General features: G+C 46.2%; 26 protein-coding genes. 13 read left to right on the top strand and 13 right to left on the bottom strand.

Annotated features, from left to right (window positions below):
* The first annotated feature begins 21 nt into the window (after window positions 1-21).
* From BT_RS20380 to BT_RS24765, 5 genes are all read left to right on the top strand, one after another.
* Entirely contained in the window at window positions 22-1,863 is a 1,842-nt protein-coding gene (locus BT_RS20380; RefSeq protein WP_008764280.1) for a RagB/SusD family nutrient uptake outer membrane protein, read from the top strand.
* 467 nt (window positions 1,864-2,330) lie between these two features.
* Window positions 2,331-2,588, top strand: coding sequence for a hypothetical protein (locus tag BT_RS20375; protein ID WP_008764279.1), 258 nt, complete (start codon window positions 2,331-2,333; stop codon window positions 2,586-2,588).
* Between the two features lie 88 nt (window positions 2,589-2,676).
* Window positions 2,677-3,225, top strand: a complete 549-nt coding sequence (locus tag BT_RS20370; protein ID WP_011109081.1) for a hypothetical protein — start codon at window positions 2,677-2,679, stop codon at window positions 3,223-3,225.
* Window positions 3,226-3,254: 29 nt separating this feature from the next.
* Window positions 3,255-3,563: a helix-turn-helix domain-containing protein gene (locus tag BT_RS20365; protein WP_032840585.1), complete on the top strand. Its 309-nt coding sequence runs from the start codon at window positions 3,255-3,257 to the stop codon at window positions 3,561-3,563.
* A 309-nt stretch (window positions 3,564-3,872) separates the two neighbouring features.
* Window positions 3,873-4,295: a hypothetical protein gene (locus tag BT_RS24765; protein WP_011109080.1), complete on the top strand. Its 423-nt coding sequence runs from the start codon at window positions 3,873-3,875 to the stop codon at window positions 4,293-4,295.
* 272 nt (window positions 4,296-4,567) lie between these two features.
* On the opposite strand, the gene BT_RS20355 is transcribed toward BT_RS24765, so the two are convergent.
* The 11 genes from BT_RS20355 to BT_RS24760 form a co-directional block, all read right to left on the bottom strand.
* Window positions 4,568-4,840, bottom strand: coding sequence for a hypothetical protein (locus tag BT_RS20355; protein WP_164927914.1), 273 nt, complete (start codon window positions 4,838-4,840; stop codon window positions 4,568-4,570).
* Between the two features lie 442 nt (window positions 4,841-5,282).
* A complete protein-coding gene (locus BT_RS20350; RefSeq protein ID WP_011109078.1) occupies window positions 5,283-5,759 on the bottom strand; it encodes an HU family DNA-binding protein in 477 nt (158 codons plus the stop codon).
* Window positions 5,760-6,153: 394 nt separating this feature from the next.
* Window positions 6,154-6,657: an N-acetylmuramoyl-L-alanine amidase gene (locus BT_RS20345; RefSeq protein ID WP_011109077.1), complete on the bottom strand. Its 504-nt coding sequence runs from the start codon at window positions 6,655-6,657 to the stop codon at window positions 6,154-6,156.
* 151 nt (window positions 6,658-6,808) lie between these two features.
* Entirely contained in the window at window positions 6,809-7,063 is a 255-nt protein-coding gene (locus BT_RS20340; protein WP_011109076.1) for a DUF4248 domain-containing protein, read from the bottom strand.
* A 125-nt stretch (window positions 7,064-7,188) separates the two neighbouring features.
* Window positions 7,189-7,929 carry a hypothetical protein gene (locus BT_RS20335; RefSeq protein WP_011109075.1) on the bottom strand — a complete coding sequence of 247 codons (741 nt, stop codon included), beginning with the start codon at window positions 7,927-7,929 and terminating at the stop codon, window positions 7,189-7,191.
* Between the two features lie 143 nt (window positions 7,930-8,072).
* Entirely contained in the window at window positions 8,073-8,345 is a 273-nt protein-coding gene (locus BT_RS20330) for a hypothetical protein (RefSeq protein ID WP_008764270.1), read from the bottom strand.
* Window positions 8,342-8,569: a hypothetical protein gene (locus tag BT_RS20325; protein ID WP_008764269.1), complete on the bottom strand. Its 228-nt coding sequence runs from the start codon at window positions 8,567-8,569 to the stop codon at window positions 8,342-8,344. The genes BT_RS20330 and BT_RS20325 overlap by 4 nt, the downstream gene beginning before the upstream one ends.
* Window positions 8,570-8,595: 26 nt before the next feature.
* Entirely contained in the window at window positions 8,596-9,594 is a 999-nt protein-coding gene (locus tag BT_RS20320; protein ID WP_011109074.1) for a DUF4373 domain-containing protein, read from the bottom strand.
* Complete coding sequence (locus tag BT_RS20315; protein WP_011109073.1) at window positions 9,591-9,887, bottom strand: helix-turn-helix domain-containing protein; 297 nt, start codon at window positions 9,885-9,887, stop codon at window positions 9,591-9,593. The genes BT_RS20320 and BT_RS20315 overlap by 4 nt, the downstream gene beginning before the upstream one ends.
* 21 nt (window positions 9,888-9,908) lie before the next feature.
* Window positions 9,909-10,169 (bottom strand): hypothetical protein, encoded by a 261-nt coding sequence (locus BT_RS20310; RefSeq protein WP_008764266.1) that lies wholly within the window; start codon window positions 10,167-10,169, stop codon window positions 9,909-9,911.
* The gene (locus BT_RS24760; RefSeq protein ID WP_272798351.1) at window positions 10,166-10,408 is read right to left on the bottom strand and encodes a tyrosine-type recombinase/integrase; all 243 of its coding nucleotides are present in this window, start codon (window positions 10,406-10,408) and stop codon (window positions 10,166-10,168) included. The genes BT_RS20310 and BT_RS24760 overlap by 4 nt, the downstream gene beginning before the upstream one ends.
* Window positions 10,409-10,672: 264 nt before the next feature.
* Here BT_RS24760 and BT_RS20300 point away from each other — a divergent pair, with 264 nt between their 5' ends.
* From BT_RS20300 to BT_RS20290, 3 genes are read left to right on the top strand one after another with little or no spacing between them, the layout of a single operon-like run.
* Entirely contained in the window at window positions 10,673-11,902 is a 1,230-nt protein-coding gene (locus BT_RS20300; RefSeq protein WP_011109071.1) for a site-specific integrase, read from the top strand.
* Between the two features lie 21 nt (window positions 11,903-11,923).
* Window positions 11,924-13,135, top strand: coding sequence for a site-specific integrase (locus BT_RS20295; protein WP_011109070.1), 1,212 nt, complete (start codon window positions 11,924-11,926; stop codon window positions 13,133-13,135).
* A gap of 28 nt (window positions 13,136-13,163) precedes the next feature.
* The gene (locus BT_RS20290; RefSeq protein WP_011109069.1) at window positions 13,164-13,538 is read left to right on the top strand and encodes a hypothetical protein; all 375 of its coding nucleotides are present in this window, start codon (window positions 13,164-13,166) and stop codon (window positions 13,536-13,538) included.
* 225 nt (window positions 13,539-13,763) lie between these two features.
* Here BT_RS20290 and BT_RS20285 read toward each other — a convergent pair whose 3' ends face one another.
* Together BT_RS20285 and BT_RS20280 are read right to left on the bottom strand one after the other, a co-directional pair.
* Entirely contained in the window at window positions 13,764-14,069 is a 306-nt protein-coding gene (locus BT_RS20285) for a helix-turn-helix domain-containing protein (RefSeq protein WP_103877546.1), read from the bottom strand.
* Between the two features lie 39 nt (window positions 14,070-14,108).
* Window positions 14,109-14,420 (bottom strand): helix-turn-helix domain-containing protein, encoded by a 312-nt coding sequence (locus BT_RS20280; protein ID WP_074559344.1) that lies wholly within the window; start codon window positions 14,418-14,420, stop codon window positions 14,109-14,111.
* A gap of 453 nt (window positions 14,421-14,873) precedes the next feature.
* Between BT_RS20280 and BT_RS20275 the strand changes: the two genes are divergently transcribed.
* The 5 genes from BT_RS20275 (at window position 14,874) to BT_RS20255 (ending at window position 22,557) form a co-directional block, all read left to right on the top strand.
* Window positions 14,874-15,341: a DUF3408 domain-containing protein gene (locus BT_RS20275; RefSeq protein ID WP_011109067.1), complete on the top strand. Its 468-nt coding sequence runs from the start codon at window positions 14,874-14,876 to the stop codon at window positions 15,339-15,341.
* Between the two features lie 280 nt (window positions 15,342-15,621).
* Window positions 15,622-16,044 (top strand): conjugal transfer protein MobA, encoded by a 423-nt coding sequence (gene mobA, locus BT_RS20270; RefSeq protein WP_011109065.1) that lies wholly within the window; start codon window positions 15,622-15,624, stop codon window positions 16,042-16,044.
* Window position 16,045: 1 nt separating this feature from the next.
* Window positions 16,046-17,254 (top strand): tyrosine-type recombinase/integrase, encoded by a 1,209-nt coding sequence (locus tag BT_RS20265; protein ID WP_011109064.1) that lies wholly within the window; start codon window positions 16,046-16,048, stop codon window positions 17,252-17,254.
* 281 nt (window positions 17,255-17,535) lie between these two features.
* Window positions 17,536-18,552, top strand: coding sequence for a restriction endonuclease subunit M (locus BT_RS20260; protein ID WP_011109063.1), 1,017 nt, complete (start codon window positions 17,536-17,538; stop codon window positions 18,550-18,552).
* Window positions 18,553-18,558: 6 nt separating this feature from the next.
* Window positions 18,559-22,557 (top strand): Eco57I restriction-modification methylase domain-containing protein, encoded by a 3,999-nt coding sequence (locus tag BT_RS20255; RefSeq protein WP_011109062.1) that lies wholly within the window; start codon window positions 18,559-18,561, stop codon window positions 22,555-22,557.
* Window positions 22,558-22,590: the final 33 nt, after the last annotated feature.

Below are 22,590 nucleotides of genomic sequence, written 5' to 3'. Positions count from 1 at the left end.
TACATATAATACATTATATATATGAAGACATTGAAAAAACTATCAATCATAGTGGCCGTAGGACTAAGCACGATATTCTTTTCGGGTTGCAGCGATTATCTGGATGTATCGGACGACCTGGCGGCAGAATTAAGCATGGAAGAAGTATTCAATAATACCGGTTATGCCCGTCGCTTCCACCGATATATATATTCCGGAATTCCGGATGTATCAAACATTATTATAACCAGTTCTTATGCAGCCTTGACGGGATTGGATAATCCCTGGCCGGCAGTTTCCGACGAGTTAAAAAGTGCACAAAATAATGTCAAGACAATTCCGACAGTAGGTTACCATGCCGGATCGGCGGATTTATCGCGCTGGAGTCTTTACAAACAAATCCGTCAGGCAAACGAATTTCTGGCATACTCGCATACGATCCCACAGCAAGGTGACGTTACGGATTACATTGACGAAGACGAATTGGCAAGATTGAAAAACGAAGCTCGTTTCCTACGTGCTTACTATCACTACTTGTTATTTGAATTGTATGGTCCTATCCCCATTATGACAGAAATATCGGAACCGTCCGCAAGTGATCTGGACTATTACCGGAACTCTGTCGACGAAGTAGTGCAATTCATCGATTCCGAACTCAATGAATGCTACAATGAACTGCCTGAAAAGGAAGTGAACGATGACGGGACTCCAAACGAGAACCGAAGCGCAGCACCTACCAAAGGGGCAGCATTGGCTATTCTGGCAAAACTCCACGTGTATGCCGCAAGCCCCTTACTTAACGGAGGATATTCGGAAGCAATCGCATTGAGGGATAATCAGGACAAACAACTGTTTCCTGCGAAAGATGACAAAAAATGGCAAACTGCCTTAAACGCGTTGCAGCGCTTCATTGATTATGCAAAAACTCACTATCACCTTTATAAAGAAAAAGATAAAGATGGAGAGTTGAATGCAGAAGAATCTCTATACCAACTCTTTCAGGTAAGTTTGAACAACCCGGAAGCTATCTGGCAAACCAGCAAGAATTCATGGGGCGATGTAGGTGGAGAAGGAAGAGAACGCAGATGCACTCCACGTGCGATATATAGCGGATTCGGTTGTGTAGGTGTATTGCAGGAAGCCATTGACGATTTCTACATGAATGACGGCAAGAGTATTCACGAGTCAGGACTTTATTCAGAAGAAGGCATTGGCGAAGACGGCATTCCTAATATGTATAAGAATCGCGAACCACGTTTTTATCAGGCCATAACTTACTCCGGCAAGACATGGCAAAAAACAACGAAACAGATTTATTTCTATAAAGGCAGCGGAGACGATAACTCCAAAGCGGATATGAGCTACTCCGGCTATCTGCTTTACAAGGGAATGAACCGTGATCTTTTAAACCAAGGAAGTAATGCCAAATCAAAATACAGAGCAGGAATGTTGTTCCGTCTCGCCGACTTCTATTTATTATATGCCGAAGCGTTGAACCATGTAAATCCTTCGGATGAACGTATCATTGCACATATCGACAGTGTCCGCTACCGAGCAGGTATCCCTTTACTAAAGGACATCAAGCCTGAAATAAAAGGCAACCAAGCCTTACAGGAAGAAGCCATCCGCAAAGAACGCCGGATCGAACTATTCGCCGAAGGACAACGCTATTTCGACGTCCGTCGCTGGATGTGTGCCGATGAAGAAGGATATAAGCAAGGCGGACCGGTACATGGTATGAATATGAATGCCGATAACCTGGAGGACTTTATGGAGCGTACCGCATTTGAAACCCGTATTTTTGAAAGACGCATGTACCTCTATCCTATCCCGTTAAACGAGATTCAGAAGTCGAGCAAACTTGTTCAGAATCCGGGTTGGTAGCAGCCAAATGTCATAACACAGACACAATAGGTATCCCATCATAGATGCAGAAAAACATCACCTAAACGGTGCTGATGTAAAAAGAGTTTTCCATTCATTTTGGAAGACTCTTTTTTTTGAGCCTTACCAGCTATGAAAGTATACCGCAAAAAGCAAAAATCCCGCTAAAACTTTCATTTTAGCGGGATTTTCGTATTCATCATTGACGTTGATCTTGTTGGGCTACCTGCCCTCAAACTTTAGTTTCTTTATAATCTCATTTTCAATGAAATAACAGCTTTCATTTTTAGTAGTGTCACCGAATTAGACACCTACTTTGGCAAAAACCCTCTTTTAATATCCAATTGAGGATTCAAGTTTTCTCCTACAAAGGTATTGTTTTTAATCGGATAAACCTAATTAAAGTGACAAAAAGAGACAAATCTCGCATTTAATTTATTAACTTTGTCGGACTAAAAAATTAAAAAATGCAAAAGAATTATAGTCGGGGCGAAGCGTATGCGAGAGGATATTTCCATCATATAAAGGGGCATTTGACGGCGGGAGCTATTATTGCTATAGTTATGTTTGTACTCCATCTGTTGAGTGGTTGTGAGCCGATGCTTCCTGATGAAAGCAATCGCGAAACGGTGGCCTCACCATTAGATAGTACAAAGAATGATTTAGATATTAATGAATGGGAAACTGATACGACCACTTATCAGTCACACGCAAAGCCTGTATAAAACAATCTTAATTAACTAAAACTGTCAACTTATAAGTTGACAGTTTCGATTCTTTTTCGTATCTTTGTGGAAACAAAACAGGAAAAATATGACATTTGACGATATTACAGGAAGCAAAAAACTGTGGTCTGTACGCCTGGATGGGGAGGAAGATAATGAGTTTCTCAAATTGTTCTACGATTGGAGTGATGTGATGTGGCTACGGTCGTTTTTCAAAGAAAATATAAACGATTTGAGTGCCTATTTTAAAATTACTGATATCAATCAGGCGATTAAGGATACGATTGAAGACAGCAAGAGATTGAGATGCGTCATTATGGACATATCTCCGGAGGCAGATTTGAGCAGATTGTTTCGACCGCTGGATAATAACCAGGCATCGGATTTTATGCTTCAGAAAGAAAAGGCCCGATTGAAACGTACCATCGGGCATTCGTCCTGGCTGCGTCTTTATGCTATCAAATTGACTTCTGGCGTATACATCATTACGGGGGGAGCTATCAAACTGACCGCCACCATGCAGGAAAGAGAGCATACAAGAAAGGAACTTGTGAAAATGGATAAGGTCAGACGATATTTGCTGGAAGAGAACATTATTGATGATGACGGGTTTATTGATTATATGAGTGAATTGTAATTATAGGAGGTAGATATATGAATGAGAACATGAGAAAGATTGTGGAGAGGCTTGAAAAGCATGCATCTCCAACACCGTCGAAATGGCGTGAAGTGTTTGAGTACATGGATGCTAATGAAACTTGGTTGCGGTATTCCCAACATATAGCGATGCTGATGCTCGATAGAATGGAGGAACTGGAAATGAATCAGAAGCAACTGGCTGAGAAGATGAATTGTAGCCGGCAGTATATTTCGAAGGTATTGAAAGGACGGGAAAACCTTTCGCTTGAAACGTTGGCCAAGATTGAAAATGCACTCGGAATCTCGATCATTAAAGAAGAACCTCTTGCTGTTTAAATTGCACAGGTGGTTTAGTATCTGCTATCGGATTTCTCCGGATCCAGTTGCCTGAGCTGAATCAAAGTGATAGCAAAAGTTGTGTCCAGGAAAAAGCCGGCCGCCGTGATCTGCTATCAGCTAACAGGTGATATCGGGATGATCAGGTGCAGATCCTGCCAGGTGTGTGATAGCAATCCCGGCAGATCGGACACAGGAGTACGGAAGTGATCAGGCGAACATCAGTTCGTCTGAATACCCACCGCAGCGCAACCGCATCAGGGCGCAGCCTTACAGGACTGCACCCCATGCGCTCGCCCTGCTCCTCCAGTGTTACTACCGGGATTCTCCTTCACTGCCAGCGTTTATCGGTCGGACAGTATTTCCGTGCACCGTGCCGCTTCCCTTGCTTTCCCCGTAGTCATCCGATTGGCGCAAAGAAAGCCGCCCTTTGGCGGTGATACAAAGGAAGTACAGCTGGGGACGTTTCCCGGAAGTTACTTCCGTCTGGTGCATTCGGCTCCGGCTCCCGCTCACACCCCGGCAAGCCGGACCACAAGCGACAGCCTATGCGGTAGTAGCCCATGCGGTGTGTACTCAGTCGTTTTCAATGCCCGGTGCGGTTTCGCTCTGCCCGGCACTTTCTGCCGGGACAATGCTCAATCCGCTACCTTCTTTCGTCTGAACGACAGGAAACAGGCTACTAGTCTGAAGTGCCGCCATGCGGTGCGGGGTTCCCGTGTTTATGATTGACCATTCCTGAGCGATTAGACCATGAAGGCGGCGCAAGCGTCCGCCGCCGTGCTGACGTGATGCCTGCGTGCGCTATGGGTAGCAGTGGTTTGCAGAGAAATAGTTGAATTGGGCGAGATGCAGAAGGAACATTATATTTAATATCCTCCGGCGCGTTCCGCCCGTGAGGAATATTCAACATAATGTGGCCTTCTGCACGTCGCCCCGGAAAGACAGTGTTTGGCATAACCGGGCAGAAAGTTACCCCTTCCGGATGTTTCCCTGCGGAATGTTTACGCCTCCACTATGGCGGCAAGCCGCCACCCCGACCACCGCCCCGAAGTTACTCCCGTTTTTCGTTCCTCCTGCGGATTGCGCCTGCGGCGTTCCCGGCAGACCGCTTCCGCCCTGCGGCGTGCCGGAAATCTTCGGCGATCGGCTTCGCCGTCCGCTCCGGGGAGCGGGGCGAAACGCCCCGCCGAAAAGTAACGAACAGGGGAAATCCGTGACAATCGGGCGAATATCACTAAAAAGTATAGAAGGAATAAATCACATAACGAACACATGAATGACCCCGTAGCGCAGCCGCTCCCACGGCTACAGCCCACCCCCTTCGGTGGGGGAACGCCCTGCGGCAAGGGGGGCGACCACGCCCACCGACTAAGCGCCTCCCCCAAAGGGGGACGGGAGGGGGTAGAACAAAAATACCTCTTTATAAATTTATAGATAACAGCGTTTCTATTCCTCTTCCTGCGTTTATTTATGGATAGAAGAACACCCAATCAGAAAGAAAACAGTCAGCTATATGCCGGAAATTGCGAAAAACATCTCCAAGAAAACAACAAGAGTTTTCTAAAAAACGTCAGACATTTTTTGAAAAACTCCTGATATATTCCGCAAGCCCTGCAGACAGTCTCTAACAGCTGAAAACGAAGAAAGCCCGATGAACTTCTTCTGTTCATCAGGCTTTCTTTTCAAATGGTTACTGATACGTAGCGGATGACCGCTTTAAACTGTCGGGTCTGGTGCTTCTTCGTCTCCGCCCCCGGGGTTGTCGATATCCCCTCCACCGGGCTTTTCGGTATTCCCGCCTTCGGCAGTCGCGCCAACCTTAGAGAAAGCATACATTGCTACCGCTTCCTTGATTTCTGCAGAAGGTACGTAGATCACGCGGGCTTTCTTCACGTTACTTGCCGTAAACTTATCCACATTTTCGCTACCGATACCCGATACGGAAGGACGGAATGAGCCAAGGTCGCCTAAGCGAATAGGAGAACCGTTGGCAAGGTTACGTTTGATAACTGTCATCAATGCGTCCAGCACCGCTTTCACGTCTGAGCCAGTTACGGTACAACGGTCAGCGATCTGGTCGATGATTTGTCTCTGTGTCATTTCCGGAGCAAGAACTACCTGAGCGTAGTATTTTCCGGCTGCTTTTTTGTCCTGCGGATTCTTACGCAAGGATGCTTTTACTTGAATTGCCATGTTTATTAGTGTTTAGTGATTAATGATTCATTCTGCGGGCAAAGTTATATATACGCGCGGGCGGCTGCGGGCGTGCATTCTTATCTATGATGATATGTGATGCATGATGCGTTTATGTACATGAAAAAAGGGCTGCGGGGTATGTCCGCAGCCCTCAAAACAGGGGTTTTCCCATTGCCGGGTATTACAGGAGTTAGTCCTTCTTCTCGTTATCGTTGACCGGGCTGTCCGCTCCGGTCAGCCAAACGAAAATTTTACCGATCACTTTCAATACTCGCAACGTGTTTCTCCAAAATGGTTTCATATTGACCTCCTTTTTAATTGTTCCCGGCAAAGGTAGGGTGAATGGATAATGGATAATGAGCAATGAATAATTGGCTACGCTTTCATGCGCTTATATACCGCATGGTACATTATCCATTCTCCATTTTCCATTTTCCATTAAATAACCGTATTCGGTCCGGACATTGAAGCAGGGACATTCTTTGATGTACTCGCATGGTTCTATGATTCCGTTATGGTTGAGATCGGGACTCAGATCACGATGGCCGCAGACCTTTGCTCCCGGATAGGTGAGTAACAGAAAGCGCAGGAGCGTTTCAAGGCTTTGTTTTTGTGCGGTGGTACGTGTGTCGGTTGCTTTGCCTGATGCGTTAAGACCTCCTTCGTAAGCGATTCCTATTGATTCGCTGTTGTGGCCTTTGACGTGTGCGCCGATCTTGGTAATGTCGCGCATGTGGTGTATCCGGCCGTCTTTTGTGATGTAATAATGATAGCCGCATTCGGTGAAGCCTTGACGCTTGTGCATGGCGTCGAGGGAGGGCGGGGTGAGATCACTGGTGCAGCGGGAGGCGGTGCAATGCACCACGATCAGGGAAATGTTTCTTTGTTTGATCATTGTTTTGTGGGTGATTATGTGAGTAATTTCTAGTTGTGTATTTCTCATCTACCCCCCTCCCGTCCCCCTTTGGGGGAGGCGCTCAGTCGGTGGGCGTTCCCCCACCAAAGGGGTGTCGGGCTGTAGCCGTGGGAGTGGCTGCGCTATGGGGTCAGAAGGGTGAACCGAAAGTGGTCGTAATAAGGTCTCTCTGTTTAGGGGTGAGAATACGGTTGCTGAGGTGGTAGTTGGTTTCTTCCAGTGATCCCAATAGTTCTACGTCATCCTTTATCCACTGTTTAAGGCGGATACTCGCAGAGGCAGGGGCTATATTGGGGAAGTAAAGTACGGCCAGCTCTTTAAAGCCATAACTTCGGTTACTCAGGTTGGCTTGATAGTTGTTTGCTGAGTGTACGTTTGTATACATGGTTCGGAATATTGGTTCACAGTCGTAAAGGTAGGGCTTTTAATGTGTAGTTGTCATCCGGAAACTGAGTAGATATAGTTATATATGCTTGTTAAAGGCTGGAAGTTGTGACAATGGCGCAAATGTCACAACTTTCGGCGGTCGGCTTCGCCGTCCGCTCCGCGGAGCGGGGCGGCACGCCCCGCCGGGAAACTTCGGTATGCCGCAGGGTGGAAACAGTCAGCCGGGCACGCCGACAGGCGCAGTCCGAAGGAGGAGCGGAAAGACGGAAGTAACTTCGGGGCGGTGGTCGGGGACAGCCGCCGTCCCATGTGAGAAGCTACGGGGCGGCTGTGTGGAGGCGGTAATGTTCCGCAAGGGGTAACTTTGAGCCCGGTACCGAGAAACGGGAAACTACCCAAACAGCGGGAATATCCATAATGCGCTGTTATGTTTAATAAAAGGGCGGAATCCGGAACGGCTCCGCAACTTATTAAACATAATTGCCTATTATGGATTTTCCGCGCAAAAGCTGCAGCAGGACAGAAACACCGGAAGCACCCCGCGCACGCAGCATCACGACCGCACGCGCCCGGAGGACGGCGAAGGGCGCTGACTTCCGTAGAACAAATGCGTTTGCGATAAACACGGGAACCCCGTACCGCATGGCTGCACTTCGGACCGACTGCCTGTTTCCTGTCGTTCAGACGCAGGAAGGTAGCGGATTGAGCCTTGTCCCGGCAACAAGTGCCGGGCAGAGCGAAACCGCACCGGGCATTGAAAACGACTGAGTACACACCGCATGGGCTACCATCGCATAGGCTGTCGCTTGTGGCCCGGATTGCCGGATTGCTATCACACACCTGGCAGGATCTACACCTGATCATCCCGATATCTCACTCGTTATGATAGCAGATCTTTCGCCGGCAGCTGTTCCTGGAGAAACCATTTGCTATCACATTTATTCAGATCGAGATCTTCTTCCGGAGAAATCAGCTATCACCTTTCCGACTGACATCGGCAGGATGCTCTACTTCCGGTCATCCTCCATCGTCTGCTGCAATCTTTCGAATGCTTTGAGGAAATCTCCCACAGCGATTTTCTGATCCTGGTACTTGCGTTGCAATTCTCCCTTCTCCCGTGCCTCCTGCTTGTAGTGGGCACAGAATCGGGGGTATTCCTTCACGATATACTTTATCGCTTCACTGCCGCTTTTCTTTCCGGTGATGGATTTGAGCACTTCCATCTGTGCGGCCTCTTCGGCTGTCAGCCGTAGCGTGAGGATGCTCACTTTTTCGCTCATAATTGCCCGCCTCCTTCACTTGCCGATTCATTAACAGCCGCTTTGCCGGCCCGATTTTCATTATTCAGTTTCGCCGCCCTGTCGAATGCTTCGGCATACGTCCGGCACTTGATTCCGTAACGCTCGATCTTGACGCCTGCGGCTGTCACTTCATGGGCCACGCACCATCCTATACGCATTTTGCGGGGATAGTACAGCGTTTCTTTTGTTGTATTTTCGTTCATTGTTTTTCGTTCTTTTGAGTGATCAATCAGGAGGCTTCTTTCGCTTTACCGCCCGGGCTTCCTCCGGCCACTAGTCCCATTGCATCCCGCAGTCGCTTCAACAGGAATAGACGCGGCATTTTGAGACGTTTGTTTCCGTGCATTTCGGCAAGAATAGACCAGACAGGATTTCCGATTTCTCCATGCCGTGAGAGCTGCAGTACCTCCTCCAGCTCTCTTTGCGACAGATTGTAGGGACGCAGCGTGTTTATCAGCCCCTGCGGATTGCGCTGTTTCTCTTCCTCCGCCTTCACATCCGCCTTCACATCCGCCTGTGACGGTTGATGCCTGGCGATATCCGGTTTGGAGCTACGGTCCTCACCCAATACGGTAGAAGAAAGTAAAACTCTCGCTTCCTCCTCCGTAAGCGCTCCGGAAGGCTGCGGGGGAGTAGAGGAGGATTTTCTTTGTTTTTCTTTTATTTTCTTTTCTTTGTCTGTTTTTTCCGGAATGTTTCCGGAACTTTCCGGAGTATTCTGGAAAGTTTCCGGAGTACTCCGGAATTTTTGTTCGGCCAATGTTGCCTGATTCGGTGTATCGTGTTCCGCCGCCCCGGCCCCGCCTTCGAAGAGTGGCATCGCTACAGGCTCCCTCATCGGCTGTTCCGGTTCTACAAGCAGGATTTCGAGCGGTATGTATGATTTCTTCTTGCTGATCTTGCAGATATCGAGATATCGGCTTTGAATGGCACGTGAGGTCAGTATGCATTGCGTCTTCCACATCACGGGGTCGAACAGGCATACTTCGGCACAGTAACCGATGATCTCCTTCACCCGTGCTTCGTTCATGTCCCAATAGTCGGCACAGTCAAAGAGCTGGTCTTCCGTCCAGCGGATATATGCGCCTTCCACCCGGTAGATTTCGTTCAGCGCGTATTGGTAGACAGCGTATCCGTCGCATCCGTATTTCTTTTTCAGACGCTTTATCTTAATGTCCTGAAAGCGGTCTGTCTCCGCTTTGTAATAGGAGAATCCATTCTTACTCATAATCTTTTGCTATAATTGGATGCCAGATAATTCATGATTTCTTCTTTGTTGTAAAGGAACGTTCCGCCCAGCTTGTAGAAGGGAATAGCCTGCGCTGCGCGCAGGTTTCTCAATGTTGAATTGCTGACGTTGAGTAGCTTACACACATCTGCAGAGCGAATAAATGTCACGTCTTCGGAGACATTGTCGAGTATGACGGGGGTAACGGGCTTGTACTTCGCTTCTTTCCGTTCCTGTTCATTGGCTGTACTTTCGGTTTTCATGATTTTCATGTTATTGTTCTTTGTTTTCATTGTTCTACTTCTTTATAGGGATTAATATTCATTTTTTATGTATTTGAAAGCTATTCGGTCGAGATCATTCAGTTGGTTGCTTTTCAGGGCGTAGATCGTTTTTATAATCCATCCTTTGAGGACAATGCTGCGGTGTCCTTCGACGTTGCTATAGTGCTGCAGTGCGTCATTGAGCGCTTTCCCCATCTTCTGTTCGGAGATGAGGTTCCGTTCGTATGCTATCATGCTGTCGATTGCTTTTTGTTCGAGGGCTTGCTGGATGAGGGTTGCGGTTGTTTTCATTCGTTTGCTGCTTTATTGCTGGGTGATTCTTGTGATTCTTTCCGGGCGTACATTTCTTTGAGGGCTGCCATGTCGTCCATAACCTTCGTATCCAAAATCTTAGCGTAGATTTGCGTCGTCTTGATACTGGTATGTCCAAGCATTTTCGATACGGTTTCAATCGGTATGCCATGAGACAAGGTAATAGTAGTGGCGAACGTATGCCGGGCCATATGGAATATACAAGGCGAAGCAAGCAATAATGAACAGGTAAAGATTAAACGTAAGTCGTTTGAAATGAGCTGTATTTCTGTATTCTGCAAAATGTGGAAAATGCAAACGACAACAGAATATTGAGGTTGTTCAGTTACCAAACCGTTAGCCGGGCGGTTACCGAAACAAAAACAGGTAACGGTAAGCGATGAAAAGAAATCCTCACCGTTTTATTTGCACTCATACACAGTATTTTGCATATCAAGGAACGCTTATATGGCAAGTATTTTTGCACTAAAAAGTATAAGCGTATGAAAGTAGAAAAATTCAAGGTATTGCTCTACCTCAAAAAGAGCGGACCGGACAAGTCGGGAAAAGCTCCCATCATGGGACGCATTACGGTAAACAGGACAATGGCACAGTTCGGATGCAAACTGTCCTGCACTCCCGAATTATGGAATCCACGTGAAAGCCGTCTGAACGGCAAAAGCAAGGAAGCGGTTGAGATCAATGCTAAGATTGAAAAGTTACTGTTAGCGGTAAACAATGCCTTTGACAACCTTGTGAATCGCAAGGTTGATTTTGATGCTACCGATGTGAAAAACCTTTTTCAGGGCAGCATGGAAACGCAGATGACGCTCATGCGAATGACGGATGTTGTCTGCGATGACCTCAAAGCCCGTATCGGCATAGACAGGGCAAAAGGGACTTATCCCGGTTATCACTATATGCGCCTGACAATCGGGGAGTTCATCGAGAACAAGTACAAGGTGAAAGATTTGGCATTTGGACAACTGACAGAGCAGTTCATCCACGACTATCAGTCTTTTGCCACGGAAGAGAAAGGCTATGCGATTGATACTGTCCGCCATCATCTTGCCATCCTGAAGAAGATATGCCGTCTGGCGTATAAGGATGGATATGCCGACAGAATCCACTTCCAGCATTTTACCTTACCAAAGAAGACGGAAACGACACCACGGGCATTGAGTCGTGAATCGTTTGAGAAAATCCGTGATGTGGAAATACCCGCTTACCGCAAATCCCATATACTGGCAAGGGATATGTTTCTCTTCGGGTGCTACACCGGGGTCTGTTATGCGGATGTTGTCTCGATTACCCACGAGAACCTATATACGGATGAGGACGGTGCTTTGTGGTTGAAGTATCGAAGAAAGAAAAACGAACTTCGTGCCTGTGTGAAACTGTTACCGGAAGCGATTGCGCTGATTGAAAAATATCATAGTGAGGATAGGGACACCCTGTTCCCTTTGCTGCATTGGTCAAATCTCAGACGACACATGAAAGCGTTGGCGGCACTGGCAGGCATCAAGGATGATTTGTGTTATCATCAGGCGAGGCACAGCTTCGCCTCGCTGATTACGCTTGAAGCAGGTGTGCCGATAGAAACCATCAGTAGGATGCTGGGACATTCCGACATTTCCACAACACAGGTCTATGCCCGTGTCAGCCCGAAGAAACTTTTCGAGGACATGGACAAGTTCATAGAAGCCACCAAAGATTTTCAATTAGTTCTTTAATCCTTTAATACAGAAAACTATATGCGAAGCACATTTTCACTTTTACCCTACATTAACCGCAGCAAAGTAAAGGCTGACGGTACGACCGCCATACTCTGCCGCATAACCATTGACGGCAAACAGACTGCCATCAGTACGGGGATTTATTGCCGACCGGAAGAATGGAACAGCAAGAAAAACGAGATTAAATCCGTAAGGGAAAATAACCGCTTACGAGAATATTTACGACTGACAGAGGAAGCCTACAATGAGATACTGAAATCGCAAGGTGTGGTCAGTGCCGAGATTTTGAAGAACCACATATCCTTGAACAACATCCATCCGACCACTCTTCTACAGATGGGAGAATGGGAACGTGAGCGGTTGAAGAAGCATTCCGAAGAAATAGACTCGACTTCTTCCTGTCGAAGTTCAATGTATTATCAGAAGTACCTGACGGATTTTCTTACGTCCATCGGTAAAAAGGACATTCCCCTTGAAGAAGTGACGGAGGATTTCGGCAAGTCCTACAAAGCCCACTTGAAGAAATGCAAGAACTTCGGGGCTTCCCAGACCAACCATTGCCTGCGTTGGCTGAACCGACTGTTGTACCTTGCAGTAGACAAGGAGATTCTCCGTGTAAATCCCTGTGAGGACTTGGAATATGAGACAAAGCCGGAAGCAAGGCACAGGTACATCAGCCGTGAGGAGTTCAAGAAGATACTTTCCACACCGATGTATGACAAGCGTATGGAACTGGCAAGACGGGCTTTCATATTTTCCACCCTGACGGGACTGGCGTATGTGGACATCAAACTTCTTCATCCCCACCATATCGGAACAAACGCTGATGGCAGACGGTACATCCGCATCAACCGAAAAAAGACAAAGGTGGAGGCATTCATACCCTTACATCCCATAGCGGAGCGGATATTGTCGCTGTATAACACGACCGATGACGAGAAGCCCGTGTTTCCTCTTCCCAACCGTGATGCCCTATGGTTTGAGGTTCACGAGTTGGGAATAACCATAGGGAAAGAGGAAAACTTGACCTATCACCAAAGTCGGCACAGTTTCGGAACATTTTTGATTTCGGCAGATATACCCATTGAGAGTATCGCCAAGATGATGGGACACTCCAATATCAGGACGACACAGGGATATGCACGGATAACCGATGATAAAATTTCCAAAGATATGGACAAACTGATGGAGCGAAGAAAGGAAATATCGTCTGGCGAAAAGAAGAAATAGCAAATAATCATCATAAAATAAAGGGATTATGAGCAGAGGCATAATAACAATCAGTGAAACGGATGCAGTCACTATGCCAACCGCACCCGTATGGATGATGCAATTTGAGATTGCCGACCTGTTCGGGGTGTTCTCATGCAATGTCCGCAAGGCAATACGGGCAATCTATAAGAACAATGAACTGAATGAAGCCGATACGATGCGATATATCAGGCAACCGGATGGTATCAGTTATGACGTTTACAACCTTGAACTGGTTATAGCCATTGCATTCAGGATATGCAGTAAAGAAAGTGCTTTGTTCAGACGGTTTATAATAAATGAAATCAGCACTACCAAAAGAGAAACACCTGTTACGTTGTTTGTTTCCTGTGGCAGGAGTAATAACCGATGGTATAGTTGAGGTTCATCCCGTCAGTAACTTGTTTCCGTTGCCACACGTTTGAAAGGCATCCGACAACGAAAAACAAGCAACTGATGGGTAATTATAAGAGCAGAAAAGGAACGGCTTACGGATGAAGTGTCAATACTGCGCTTCGTCTGTAAGCCGTTCCTTTTTTCTTTTTGTCGAAAGTCTATTGCTGCCGCAATACAGGGCATACGGCAAACTGCACTCCTTTAAGAAAAATCAAGTTATCCTTTGTCGGTAGGCGGAGCGGTAGCCGTCATTCAGCATCCGTTCGATGTCGGATTCACGGTAGAGGATTTTACCGCCCAACTGGATATAGGCGATACGCCCTTCATTGCGGTAGTCCTGAAGTGTCCGGCGGCTCACCTTCAGCCGTGCCGACACCTCCTTGTCAGTGAAGAAACGCTCACCGCCCAATGTCGGGCGGTAATTGGCGGTCAGGTGCTCTACATTATCAAGCAGTCGGTCAAGACTGCCCATAAAGTGGATTATCCACTTGTTGTCCTTGTTAATCAACTCATTCATATTACTCTGGATTTAGTGGGTGTTGTCATTATATTTAATTCATATAGTCTTTCCTTTGAACTTCGCTTCCTTTCTTCTATCCTCCACAACGGAGACAATGAGTTCCACGTCTTCGGGACGGTAATACGTCTTGTGGTTTATCTGTGAATAAGCCAGCGTGCCGTTATCCCGAAGCGTCTGTAACGTGCGAGGGCTGATGTTGAGCATACGGCACACGTCCTGATTATCCATCCATTCGCTCATTTTCTTTTCCCCGTGCCGATGGCAGATGGCATCCATACGGCTGACGAAACGGTCGAACTTGGCGACCATTGCCTCAAAGGTCTTTCTTTCGATTGATACAATTTCCATATTGCCTTTCTTTTAATTGTTACTGTTTCTTTTGCCACAAAGAAATACATTATCCGCTGTCATGCAATGGATTTTCAAAAAGTGGCAGCGTGTTGCGCCGATACGGTAGTCATTGTCCGGGGTACTGCTTGCCGGTTATCTGTGAGCAAGCCGGTGGAATACGATTTCCGTTCAGCCTTTAATTCCCTTTTTTTATAAAGAAGCCACAGCCAAAATAAGGGCTTAATTTAAAATTGTCCCCAATCGTACCTTTGTACTTTCAGCTATTCATATCCGGCAAATCGGTGAAGTCCGCACCGATTTGTCAGTCCCCATAAAGCAAAACCGTACAAAAATGACTAAGAAAATCCAAGTGCTTGACTGACTGTATTAAAGCACCTTACTTCGCTCCCGATAATCGGTCGAGGTATAGACCAAGACCACATTCAATAACTTAATCAATTTGTTTTTACAATGAAAAAAGAACCAAACATTACAGAGCGTCAAGCTCGTGAAATCGTGGAAAAAATGGGGCGCAGGGAACCCTACACCTCCAAGTCGATAGACGACTTCTACAGGAGTATCGGTCTGGAACCGGAGGAGCCGGAACAGCCCGGCAAGACCGTCACGGAAGAAGCAGAAATTCATATGGCAGAAGAACCGTCAGGAGTGGCGAGCGGAGAAGCGGTAATGCCGCAGAAGCGTATCAGTGGCAAACAGCGCAGGCTGTCTTTAGAAGAGTACCGCACCACCTATCTCAAAGTTCCCAAAATTATCAACCGCAAGCCCGTGTTCGTCAGTGAGACGGTGCGTGACGAGTTGGACAGGGTTGTCCGCTACCTCGGAGGGAAGGGCATGAGCGCATCCGGACTTATAGAGAACCTTGTCCGCCTGCACCTCGAGGCCTACCGGAATGACATCGAGCAATGGCGCAAACTCTGACGGGATTACGGTGGAACAGGTTGAGCCGTTGGATGTACTCCATCGGTTCGACCGATACACAAAGTGAGTTATTACACTCGGAAATCAATCCGACAGGCGGAGGATTTTTGTGTCCTCAAAGACACAGCAAGGTATGTTTTCAGTTACTCGGATGTTCCGGAGTAACTGAAAACCCTTGCACCGCCGTGGGCAGAATTATCCTCCGAAGTCGGATAATTTCAATCTTTCTTTATCAGAGATTAGACAGTGAACAAACCATAAAATTGAAAGAATAAGAAGCATGAAAAAGAAGAGTAAATACGGGAGAAGTCCCAAGCTGAATCCGAAGACGCACTGCGTGATGGTGCGCTTCGATGATGAGGAATGGAACAAGTTCCTCACGATGTACGAGGAATCACAGGTATATGCGAAAGCCGTCTTTCTCAAGGCGCACTTCTTCGGGCAGAAGTTCAAGGTGTTAAAGGTGGACAAGGCGATGCTGGAATACTACACCAAGTTGTCGGACTTCCACGCCCAGTTCCGTGCCATCGGCACGAACTATAATCAGGTAGTCAAAGAGCTGCGATGTCATTTTTCGGAGAAGAAGGCAATGGCTCTGCTCTACAAGTTGGAAAGTTGTACCATTGAACTTGTGAAGTTGAGCCGGGAGATTGTGGAGCTTTCAAGGGAGATGGAGAAGTGTTATCAATCCAAATCCGACTGATATGGCATCGATAAAGGTCAAGTTTCGCCCATCCACCGTAAACGGCAGGGAGGGTACACTCTACTATCAGGTCATCCACAACCGTGTGGTCAGACAGATAAACACAGAGTATAAACTTTTCGTTTCGGAATGGGACTGCCATTCTGAAACGGTTGTCTTACATCATATATCGACAGGACAAGAGAGGAACAATTATCTGCTTTCAATCGGTTCACGTATCAAGTGGGACAAGGAGAGATTGAACAAAATCATACACACGTTATCCCAGTCCGGCACATTTGTAACGGACGATATAATCATGCGCTTTCATGACAACAGGCAAGAACTGTCGTTTAACGCTTACATCAGCCAGCAGATAGCGAGACTGAAACGCTTGGGGAAGATACGCACTTCTGAAACTTATACAGCTGCACTCAGAAGTTTTAGCGGTTTTATGAATGACCCAGAGGCCTTGTTTGACCAATTTAATGCGGATTTGTTGGCAGAGTACGAGGCTTATTTGAAAGGCAGGGGAAATACGCTCAACACCATATCCTTCTATATGCGTATTCTGAAAGCGGTCTATAACCGTGCGGTGGAAGATGGATTGACCGAACAACGACATCCGTTCAAGTCCGTCTATACGGGAGTGGAGAAAACCATAAAGCGAGCCTTGTCACTCAATGATATTAGACGCATCAAAGGGCTTGACTTGTCATTGATGCCCAATCTTGACTATACCCGTGACATGTTCCTGTTCAGTTTCTATACAAGAGGAATGTCGTTTATCGACATGGCTTATCTGAGAAAGAAGGACTTGCAGAATGGCACTCTTTCCTATCGCAGACGGAAGACGGGACAACGGTTGTTCATCAAATGGGAAAGGTGTATGCAAGAGATTCTTGACAAATATTTGGTAAACGAAACGGAATACCTCTTGCCCATCATTACAAAACGGGACGATGATTATCGGAAGCAATACGCCAACGAACTTCACCGAGTAAACCATCTGTTGAAGAAAATCGGAAAGCAACTGGATTTGCCAATACCCTTAACGATGTATGTTGGTCGGCATTCGTGGGCAAGTATCGCCAAGAGCCGTAATGTGCCTATCTCTGTCATTAGTGAGGGCATGGGGCATGATTCAGAGAACACTACGCAGATTTATCTTGCATCGCTGGATACTACTGTGGTGGATAAAGCCAATAAGAAAATACTGGATTTACTGTGAAGCCGTGGATGTTTTGCGAATCTGTCCAACGCTTGCCAAGAGACGGATATTATAATGCAAAGTTACGCAAAATAATGATTTTTAGGTCATAAAACGCTGAAAATCTTGTCTATTGCCGTGCTTTTGTTTTGTAAAAGATACCAGATGTTTTATAAAAGTTAGCTATGCAAAAGTAAAATACAACTCTATATCAGCAGGATAAGAAGGCTTATCCGTCTCTTGGCAAGAGAAGTATTATTTCTCCTTATTCCCATAAGAGACGGGCGTAAACTTGATATAAAATGCCTGTAGAAGTTGATATATTGGAAGATAGCATATTCCAGCTTTCACCGGAATTGCTGAACACCTTGCTCAAAGACCATACTACGAGCAAGGCTGATATGCAACGCAATATCTTCTGGGCTACTTCAGATTATGAACATATTGGCAAAGAATACCAATACAATTCTCCTATTCTCCCCCACCTCATAATAGGAGATAACGGACATATCATCATGCCTCGTGTCCTCAAAAGTCGTGATACCCAGTCAATCCGTTCTCGTGATATGGCTGAGGTTTTCACTCCATCATGGATATGCAATGCGCAGAACAACTTGATTGATGAAGCATGGTTCGGACGAAATGATGTTTTCAATACTGAATATGCAAACGAACAGGGACACCATAAATGGAAATCAACGGAAGGCAGCATCATATTTCCGGAGGGTAAAACTTGGAAGGACTATGTACGCGATATCCGATTGGAAATCACTTGTGGAGAAGCCCCATACCTGATAAGCCGCTATGATACCACGACAGGCGAAACTATCCCTTTGGAACAGCGTATCGGTTTACTTGACCGCAAACTAAGGGTGGTAAGCGAGAACACATCCACTTCGGGTGAATGGCTTGAGTGGGCACAAGAAGCCTATAAAAGTATCTACGGTTACGAATGGCAGGGGGACAATCTACTCATTGCCCGAGAATCTTTGCTCGTCTCCTTTGTGGAGTATTACCAACAGAAATTTGGCAAACGCCCCTTGTTGAAATCCATCAACTACATCGCTTATATCATTTCGTGGAACGTATGGCAGATGGACGGATTGAAAGGTGTCATTCCAAACAGTTGCGGAGAACGCAAGGAGGTTGTAGCCGACCTGTTCGGGACTACCGAAGTGGTTACCCAATGTGAAGGATGTCTGAAAGACGACATCCGCAGGCACAATGGTGTCTATTGCCAAATCAAGGACTGGCATGCTACCGACAAGGCAACAGGCAAAAAGGGGAAACGAATACGATTTATAGACCTTATAAAATAGTGCAGTATGAAATTCACATCTTCACTAAAACTAAAACTGATATATGTGTTCCGCATCAATGATGCTGCACATAGGGGATGCCTGAAAGTGGGCGAGGCCACTTGTGACAATGACAATGTTTTCGGTCTTGCTCCGAACAGCAAGGCTCTCAACGAGTCCGCGAAGAAACGCATCAACCAATATACGCAGACGGCTGGTATCGCATACGACCTCTTATATACGGAACTGACGATATACAACAGCAAAAAGAGCTTGTGCTCTTTCAACGACAAGGAAGTGCATAGCGTTCTGGAACGTTCCGGCATTAGGAAAAAGATATTCGATACCGAGAACAAAGCCAACGAGTGGTTTATTACCGACCTTGAGACTGTCAAACGGGCAATAATTGCCGTAAAGGAGGGACGGGAATCGCTCTCTTCCGCCGAAGTTTCACACGCCCAGACTCCGATTGTATTCCGCCCGGAACAACGGGAAGCCATTGAAAAGACCAAGAAACAATTCAAGAAGGGTAATCAGATGCTTTGGAATGCCAAGATGCGTTTTGGCAAGACGTTGTCGGCATTGCAAGTGGTGAAGGGTATGGATTTCAGTCGCACTTTGATTCTTACACATCGCCCTGTGGTGGATAGCGGCTGGTTCGAGGATTTCGGCAAGATATTCTATGACTGTCCCTGTTTTGCATACGGCTCAAAGAACAATGGTGACAGCCATGCTTCACTTGAAGCGAGAGCGAAGCAGGGTAAATGCCAATATGTCTATTTCGCTTCCATGCAGGATTTGCGCGGTTCTGAACTTGTGGGCGGCAACTTCGACAAGAACAATGAGGTGTTTGCCACCGCTTGGGATTGCATCATCGTGGACGAGGCGCACGAAGGGACACAGACGGAACTCGGCAAGGCTGTCATGCAGGAACTGACAAAAGCAAATACCAAGATATTGCGACTTTCCGGCACTCCGTTCAACCTGTTGGATGACTTCAAGGAGGACGAGATTTACACTTGGGACTATGTGATGGAGCAACGGGCAAAGGCTTCATGGGATTTGACCCATTTCGGTGATCCGAATCCATACGCCTCCCTGCCCACGATGAACATCTATACATGCGACCTCGGACGGTTGCTCCATGAGTTCGTGGATGAAGATGTGGCTTTTAACTTCCGTGAGTTTTTCCGGGTAAATGAAGCCGGAAACTTTATCCATGAAAAAGATGTGAAGGCATTTTTGAATCTTATCTCCAAGGAGGACAAGGACAGTTGCTATCCGTTTGCCAACGAGGAATATCGCAACATCTTCCGTCATACACTATGGATGTTGCCGGGTGTGAAGGAGGCTCGTGCCATGAGTGCTTTACTACAATCACATCCTGTATTCCAGCATTTCAAGGTGGTGAATGTGGCAGGAGACGGTGACGAGGACGAAGAGAGTAAGGATGCGCTTGCTGCGGTGGAAGAAGCCATCGGCAAAGACCCTGATGCCACTCGTACCATTACCTTGTCTTGCGGACGATTGACCACGGGTGTCAGTGTCAAGGCGTGGACGGGCGTATTCATGTTGTCCGGCTCTTATAATACCGCTGCATCAAGTTATATGCAGACCATCTTCCGTGTGCAGACGCCTGCCACCATCAACGGACGCGTCAAGGAACAGTGTTATGTGTTTGATTTTGCGCCGGACAGAACACTGAAAGTTATTGCCGAGACAGCGAAGATTTCCTCTAAGGCAGGAAAGACCAGCGGGAACGACCGCAAGATTATGGGTGAGTTCCTGAACTTCTGTCCGATTATCTCCATCGAAGGCTCCAAGATGAGCCAGTTCGATGTACCCAAGATGTTGGAGCAGCTTAAACGTGTTTATGTGGAAAGAGTTGTCCGCAACGGTTTCGAGGACAAGAGTCTGTATAATGATGAGTTGATGAAACTCAACGACTTGGAATTGCAGGAGTTTGACGACCTGAAAAAGATTATCGGCCAGACCAAGGCAATGCCAAAGACCAATCAGGTGGACATCAACAACCAGGGACTGACCGATGAGCAATACGAGGAACTTGAAGACCTTGAAAAGAAATCCAAGAAACGCGGTAAGGACAAGCAACCTTTGACGGAAGAAGAGAAGAAGCGTCTTGAAGAGCTGAAAAAGAAAAAGAACAACCGCGAGGCCGCTATTTCTATTCTTCGGGGTATCTCCATCCGTATGCCATTGCTTATCTACGGTGCAGAGTTGAGCGATGAGAGTCAAGATATAACGATTGATAACTTCGCTTTACTCATTGACCCACAATCGTGGGAAGAGTTCATGCCCAAGGGTGTTACCAAACAGAAGTTCAACAGCATCAAGAAATATTACGACCCGGAGATATTCTGTGCGGCAGGCAAGCGCATCCGTGCCATGGCTCGTGCTGCAGACAAACTTAGTGTGGAGGAACGCATCGAACGTATAACGGATATATTCAGCACGTTCCGCAATCCCGACAAGGAAACGGTGCTTACGCCTTGGCGTGTCGTGAATATGCACCTTGGCGACTGTTTGGGTGGATATAACTTCTTTGAAAAGGACTATGAGACCACCTTGTCTGACCCTCGTTTCATTGACCGTGGTGAAGTAACTGCCAATGTGTTTGCCCCCGATTCCCGAATCCTTGAAATAAATTCAAAGTCAGGGTTATACCCTCTTTACATGGCATACAGCATTTACCGTGCAAGGCTCAAGGACTCCCTGTTTTCGGTGTCAAGCATTGAGGATGAACAGCGTATATGGGACAAGGTTGTCGCCGAAAACATCTTTGTCATCTGCAAAACTCCGATGGCAAAGAGCATCACCAAACGCACTCTCATCGGCTTCCGCAAAGCAAAGGTAAACACCCGATACTTTGAGGACTTAATCAATCAAATCAAGAACAAACCGGAACATTTCATCAGGCAGGTAGATAAATTCATTACGGATAGAACAGGAATAAAGAATATGAAAATCAATGCGATAGTGGGTAATCCGCCATATCAAGAGGTTGTTGCACAAAAGGAAACTGCAAATGGGCAAAAAGTTAGTGTTAGTATATTCCAATACTTTCAAACAATAAGCGACCGATTAGGTAGATACACTTCTCTTATCTATCCCGGAGCAAGATGGATTCACCGTTCCGGAAAAGGACTTGAACAGTTCGGACTTACACAAATCAATGACCCGCATTTGTGCTTCTTGAAGTTTTTCCCTGATTCCATGGATGTTTTCAAAGAAGTTGGTATTGCAGACGGTTTGTCAATAGTGATGAAAGATACGCAAAAGAAGAGTAATGGATTTAGATATGTCTATGCTAAAAAAGGTAAGGAAGTGACGATTGAAGCCAATAATCCGAAAGAAGAATTATTTTCTTTGAATCCTCTTGATAGTGAAATCTCATATTCTTTGAATTGCGCTATAATAAAATATAGGTGTTTACATGATGCCATATTACCTCGTAGTCTGTTTTCTATTGAAAGTGATTTCGTAGAAAAGAATCCTATGTTAGTGAGAGAATATAACGATGGAGATTATTTTGACCCAAAATCAGAAATAAAACTTTTCACAAATGACAAAGCAGGTAAGAGTGGCAGAGCCAGATGGTATATTGCAAACAAAGAGGTTCTCACTACAGGGCTTGAACACTTAAGCAAATGGAAAGTCATCGTTTCAAGTGCCAATGCCGGAGGACAAAAGCGTAGCAACCAAATTGCCATCGTAGATAATCACAGTGCATTTGGTCGCTCTCGCGTAGCATTGAAAACATTCGCTACAGAACAAGAGGCCAAGAACTTTTTCAAATATGCCACCAGCGAGATAATCCGCTTTGCTTTCCTGCTTACCGATGAATCTTTAACCTCTTTGGCAAAGAAGGTTCCAGACTTATTGGATTACACTGACGCTAACGGTATCATTGATTACAATGGAGATGTGAATGCTCAACTTTATAAATTGTTGGGTATTGATGATAGGAATCAACAGCATATAAAAGAATTACTCTCACAAAAATGAGATTTTTGTCGTACATAAAATGTACCTAGATTT

Origin of the sequence: Bacteroides thetaiotaomicron VPI-5482 (genome assembly GCF_000011065.1) — a bacterium.
GTDB classification, from domain to species: Bacteria; Bacteroidota; Bacteroidia; order Bacteroidales; family Bacteroidaceae; genus Bacteroides; species Bacteroides thetaiotaomicron.
Note: the sequence above shows the minus strand (reverse complement) of the source record. Positions and strands in the feature narration are given on the sequence as shown.

Coding starts and splice junctions, on each gene's coding strand:
- BT_RS20380 (WP_008764280.1), top strand. CDS start 22: ATGAAGACATTGAAAAAACTATCAATCATAGTGGCCGTAGGACTAAGC.
- BT_RS20375 (WP_008764279.1), top strand. CDS start 2,331: ATGCAAAAGAATTATAGTCGGGGCGAAGCGTATGCGAGAGGATATTTC.
- BT_RS20370 (WP_011109081.1), top strand. CDS start 2,677: ATGACATTTGACGATATTACAGGAAGCAAAAAACTGTGGTCTGTACGC.
- BT_RS20365 (WP_032840585.1), top strand. CDS start 3,255: ATGAGAAAGATTGTGGAGAGGCTTGAAAAGCATGCATCTCCAACACCG.
- BT_RS20355 (WP_164927914.1), bottom strand. CDS start 4,840: ATGTGTTCGTTATGTGATTTATTCCTTCTATACTTTTTAGTGATATTC.
- BT_RS20350 (WP_011109078.1), bottom strand. CDS start 5,759: ATGGCAATTCAAGTAAAAGCATCCTTGCGTAAGAATCCGCAGGACAAA.
- BT_RS20345 (WP_011109077.1), bottom strand. CDS start 6,657: ATGATCAAACAAAGAAACATTTCCCTGATCGTGGTGCATTGCACCGCC.
- BT_RS20340 (WP_011109076.1), bottom strand. CDS start 7,063: ATGTATACAAACGTACACTCAGCAAACAACTATCAAGCCAACCTGAGT.
- BT_RS20335 (WP_011109075.1), bottom strand. CDS start 7,929: ATGATCAGGTGTAGATCCTGCCAGGTGTGTGATAGCAATCCGGCAATC.
- BT_RS20330 (WP_008764270.1), bottom strand. CDS start 8,345: ATGAGCGAAAAAGTGAGCATCCTCACGCTACGGCTGACAGCCGAAGAG.
- BT_RS20325 (WP_008764269.1), bottom strand. CDS start 8,569: ATGAACGAAAATACAACAAAAGAAACGCTGTACTATCCCCGCAAAATG.
- BT_RS20320 (WP_011109074.1), bottom strand. CDS start 9,594: ATGAGTAAGAATGGATTCTCCTATTACAAAGCGGAGACAGACCGCTTT.
- BT_RS20315 (WP_011109073.1), bottom strand. CDS start 9,887: ATGAAAACAAAGAACAATAACATGAAAATCATGAAAACCGAAAGTACA.
- BT_RS20310 (WP_008764266.1), bottom strand. CDS start 10,169: ATGAAAACAACCGCAACCCTCATCCAGCAAGCCCTCGAACAAAAAGCA.
- BT_RS20300 (WP_011109071.1), top strand. CDS start 10,673: ATGAAAGTAGAAAAATTCAAGGTATTGCTCTACCTCAAAAAGAGCGGA.
- BT_RS20295 (WP_011109070.1), top strand. CDS start 11,924: ATGCGAAGCACATTTTCACTTTTACCCTACATTAACCGCAGCAAAGTA.
- BT_RS20290 (WP_011109069.1), top strand. CDS start 13,164: ATGAGCAGAGGCATAATAACAATCAGTGAAACGGATGCAGTCACTATG.
- BT_RS20285 (WP_103877546.1), bottom strand. CDS start 14,069: ATGAATGAGTTGATTAACAAGGACAACAAGTGGATAATCCACTTTATG.
- BT_RS20280 (WP_074559344.1), bottom strand. CDS start 14,420: ATGGAAATTGTATCAATCGAAAGAAAGACCTTTGAGGCAATGGTCGCC.
- BT_RS20275 (WP_011109067.1), top strand. CDS start 14,874: ATGAAAAAAGAACCAAACATTACAGAGCGTCAAGCTCGTGAAATCGTG.
- mobA (WP_011109065.1), top strand. CDS start 15,622: ATGAAAAAGAAGAGTAAATACGGGAGAAGTCCCAAGCTGAATCCGAAG.
- BT_RS20265 (WP_011109064.1), top strand. CDS start 16,046: ATGGCATCGATAAAGGTCAAGTTTCGCCCATCCACCGTAAACGGCAGG.
- BT_RS20260 (WP_011109063.1), top strand. CDS start 17,536: ATGCCTGTAGAAGTTGATATATTGGAAGATAGCATATTCCAGCTTTCA.
- BT_RS20255 (WP_011109062.1), top strand. CDS start 18,559: ATGAAATTCACATCTTCACTAAAACTAAAACTGATATATGTGTTCCGC.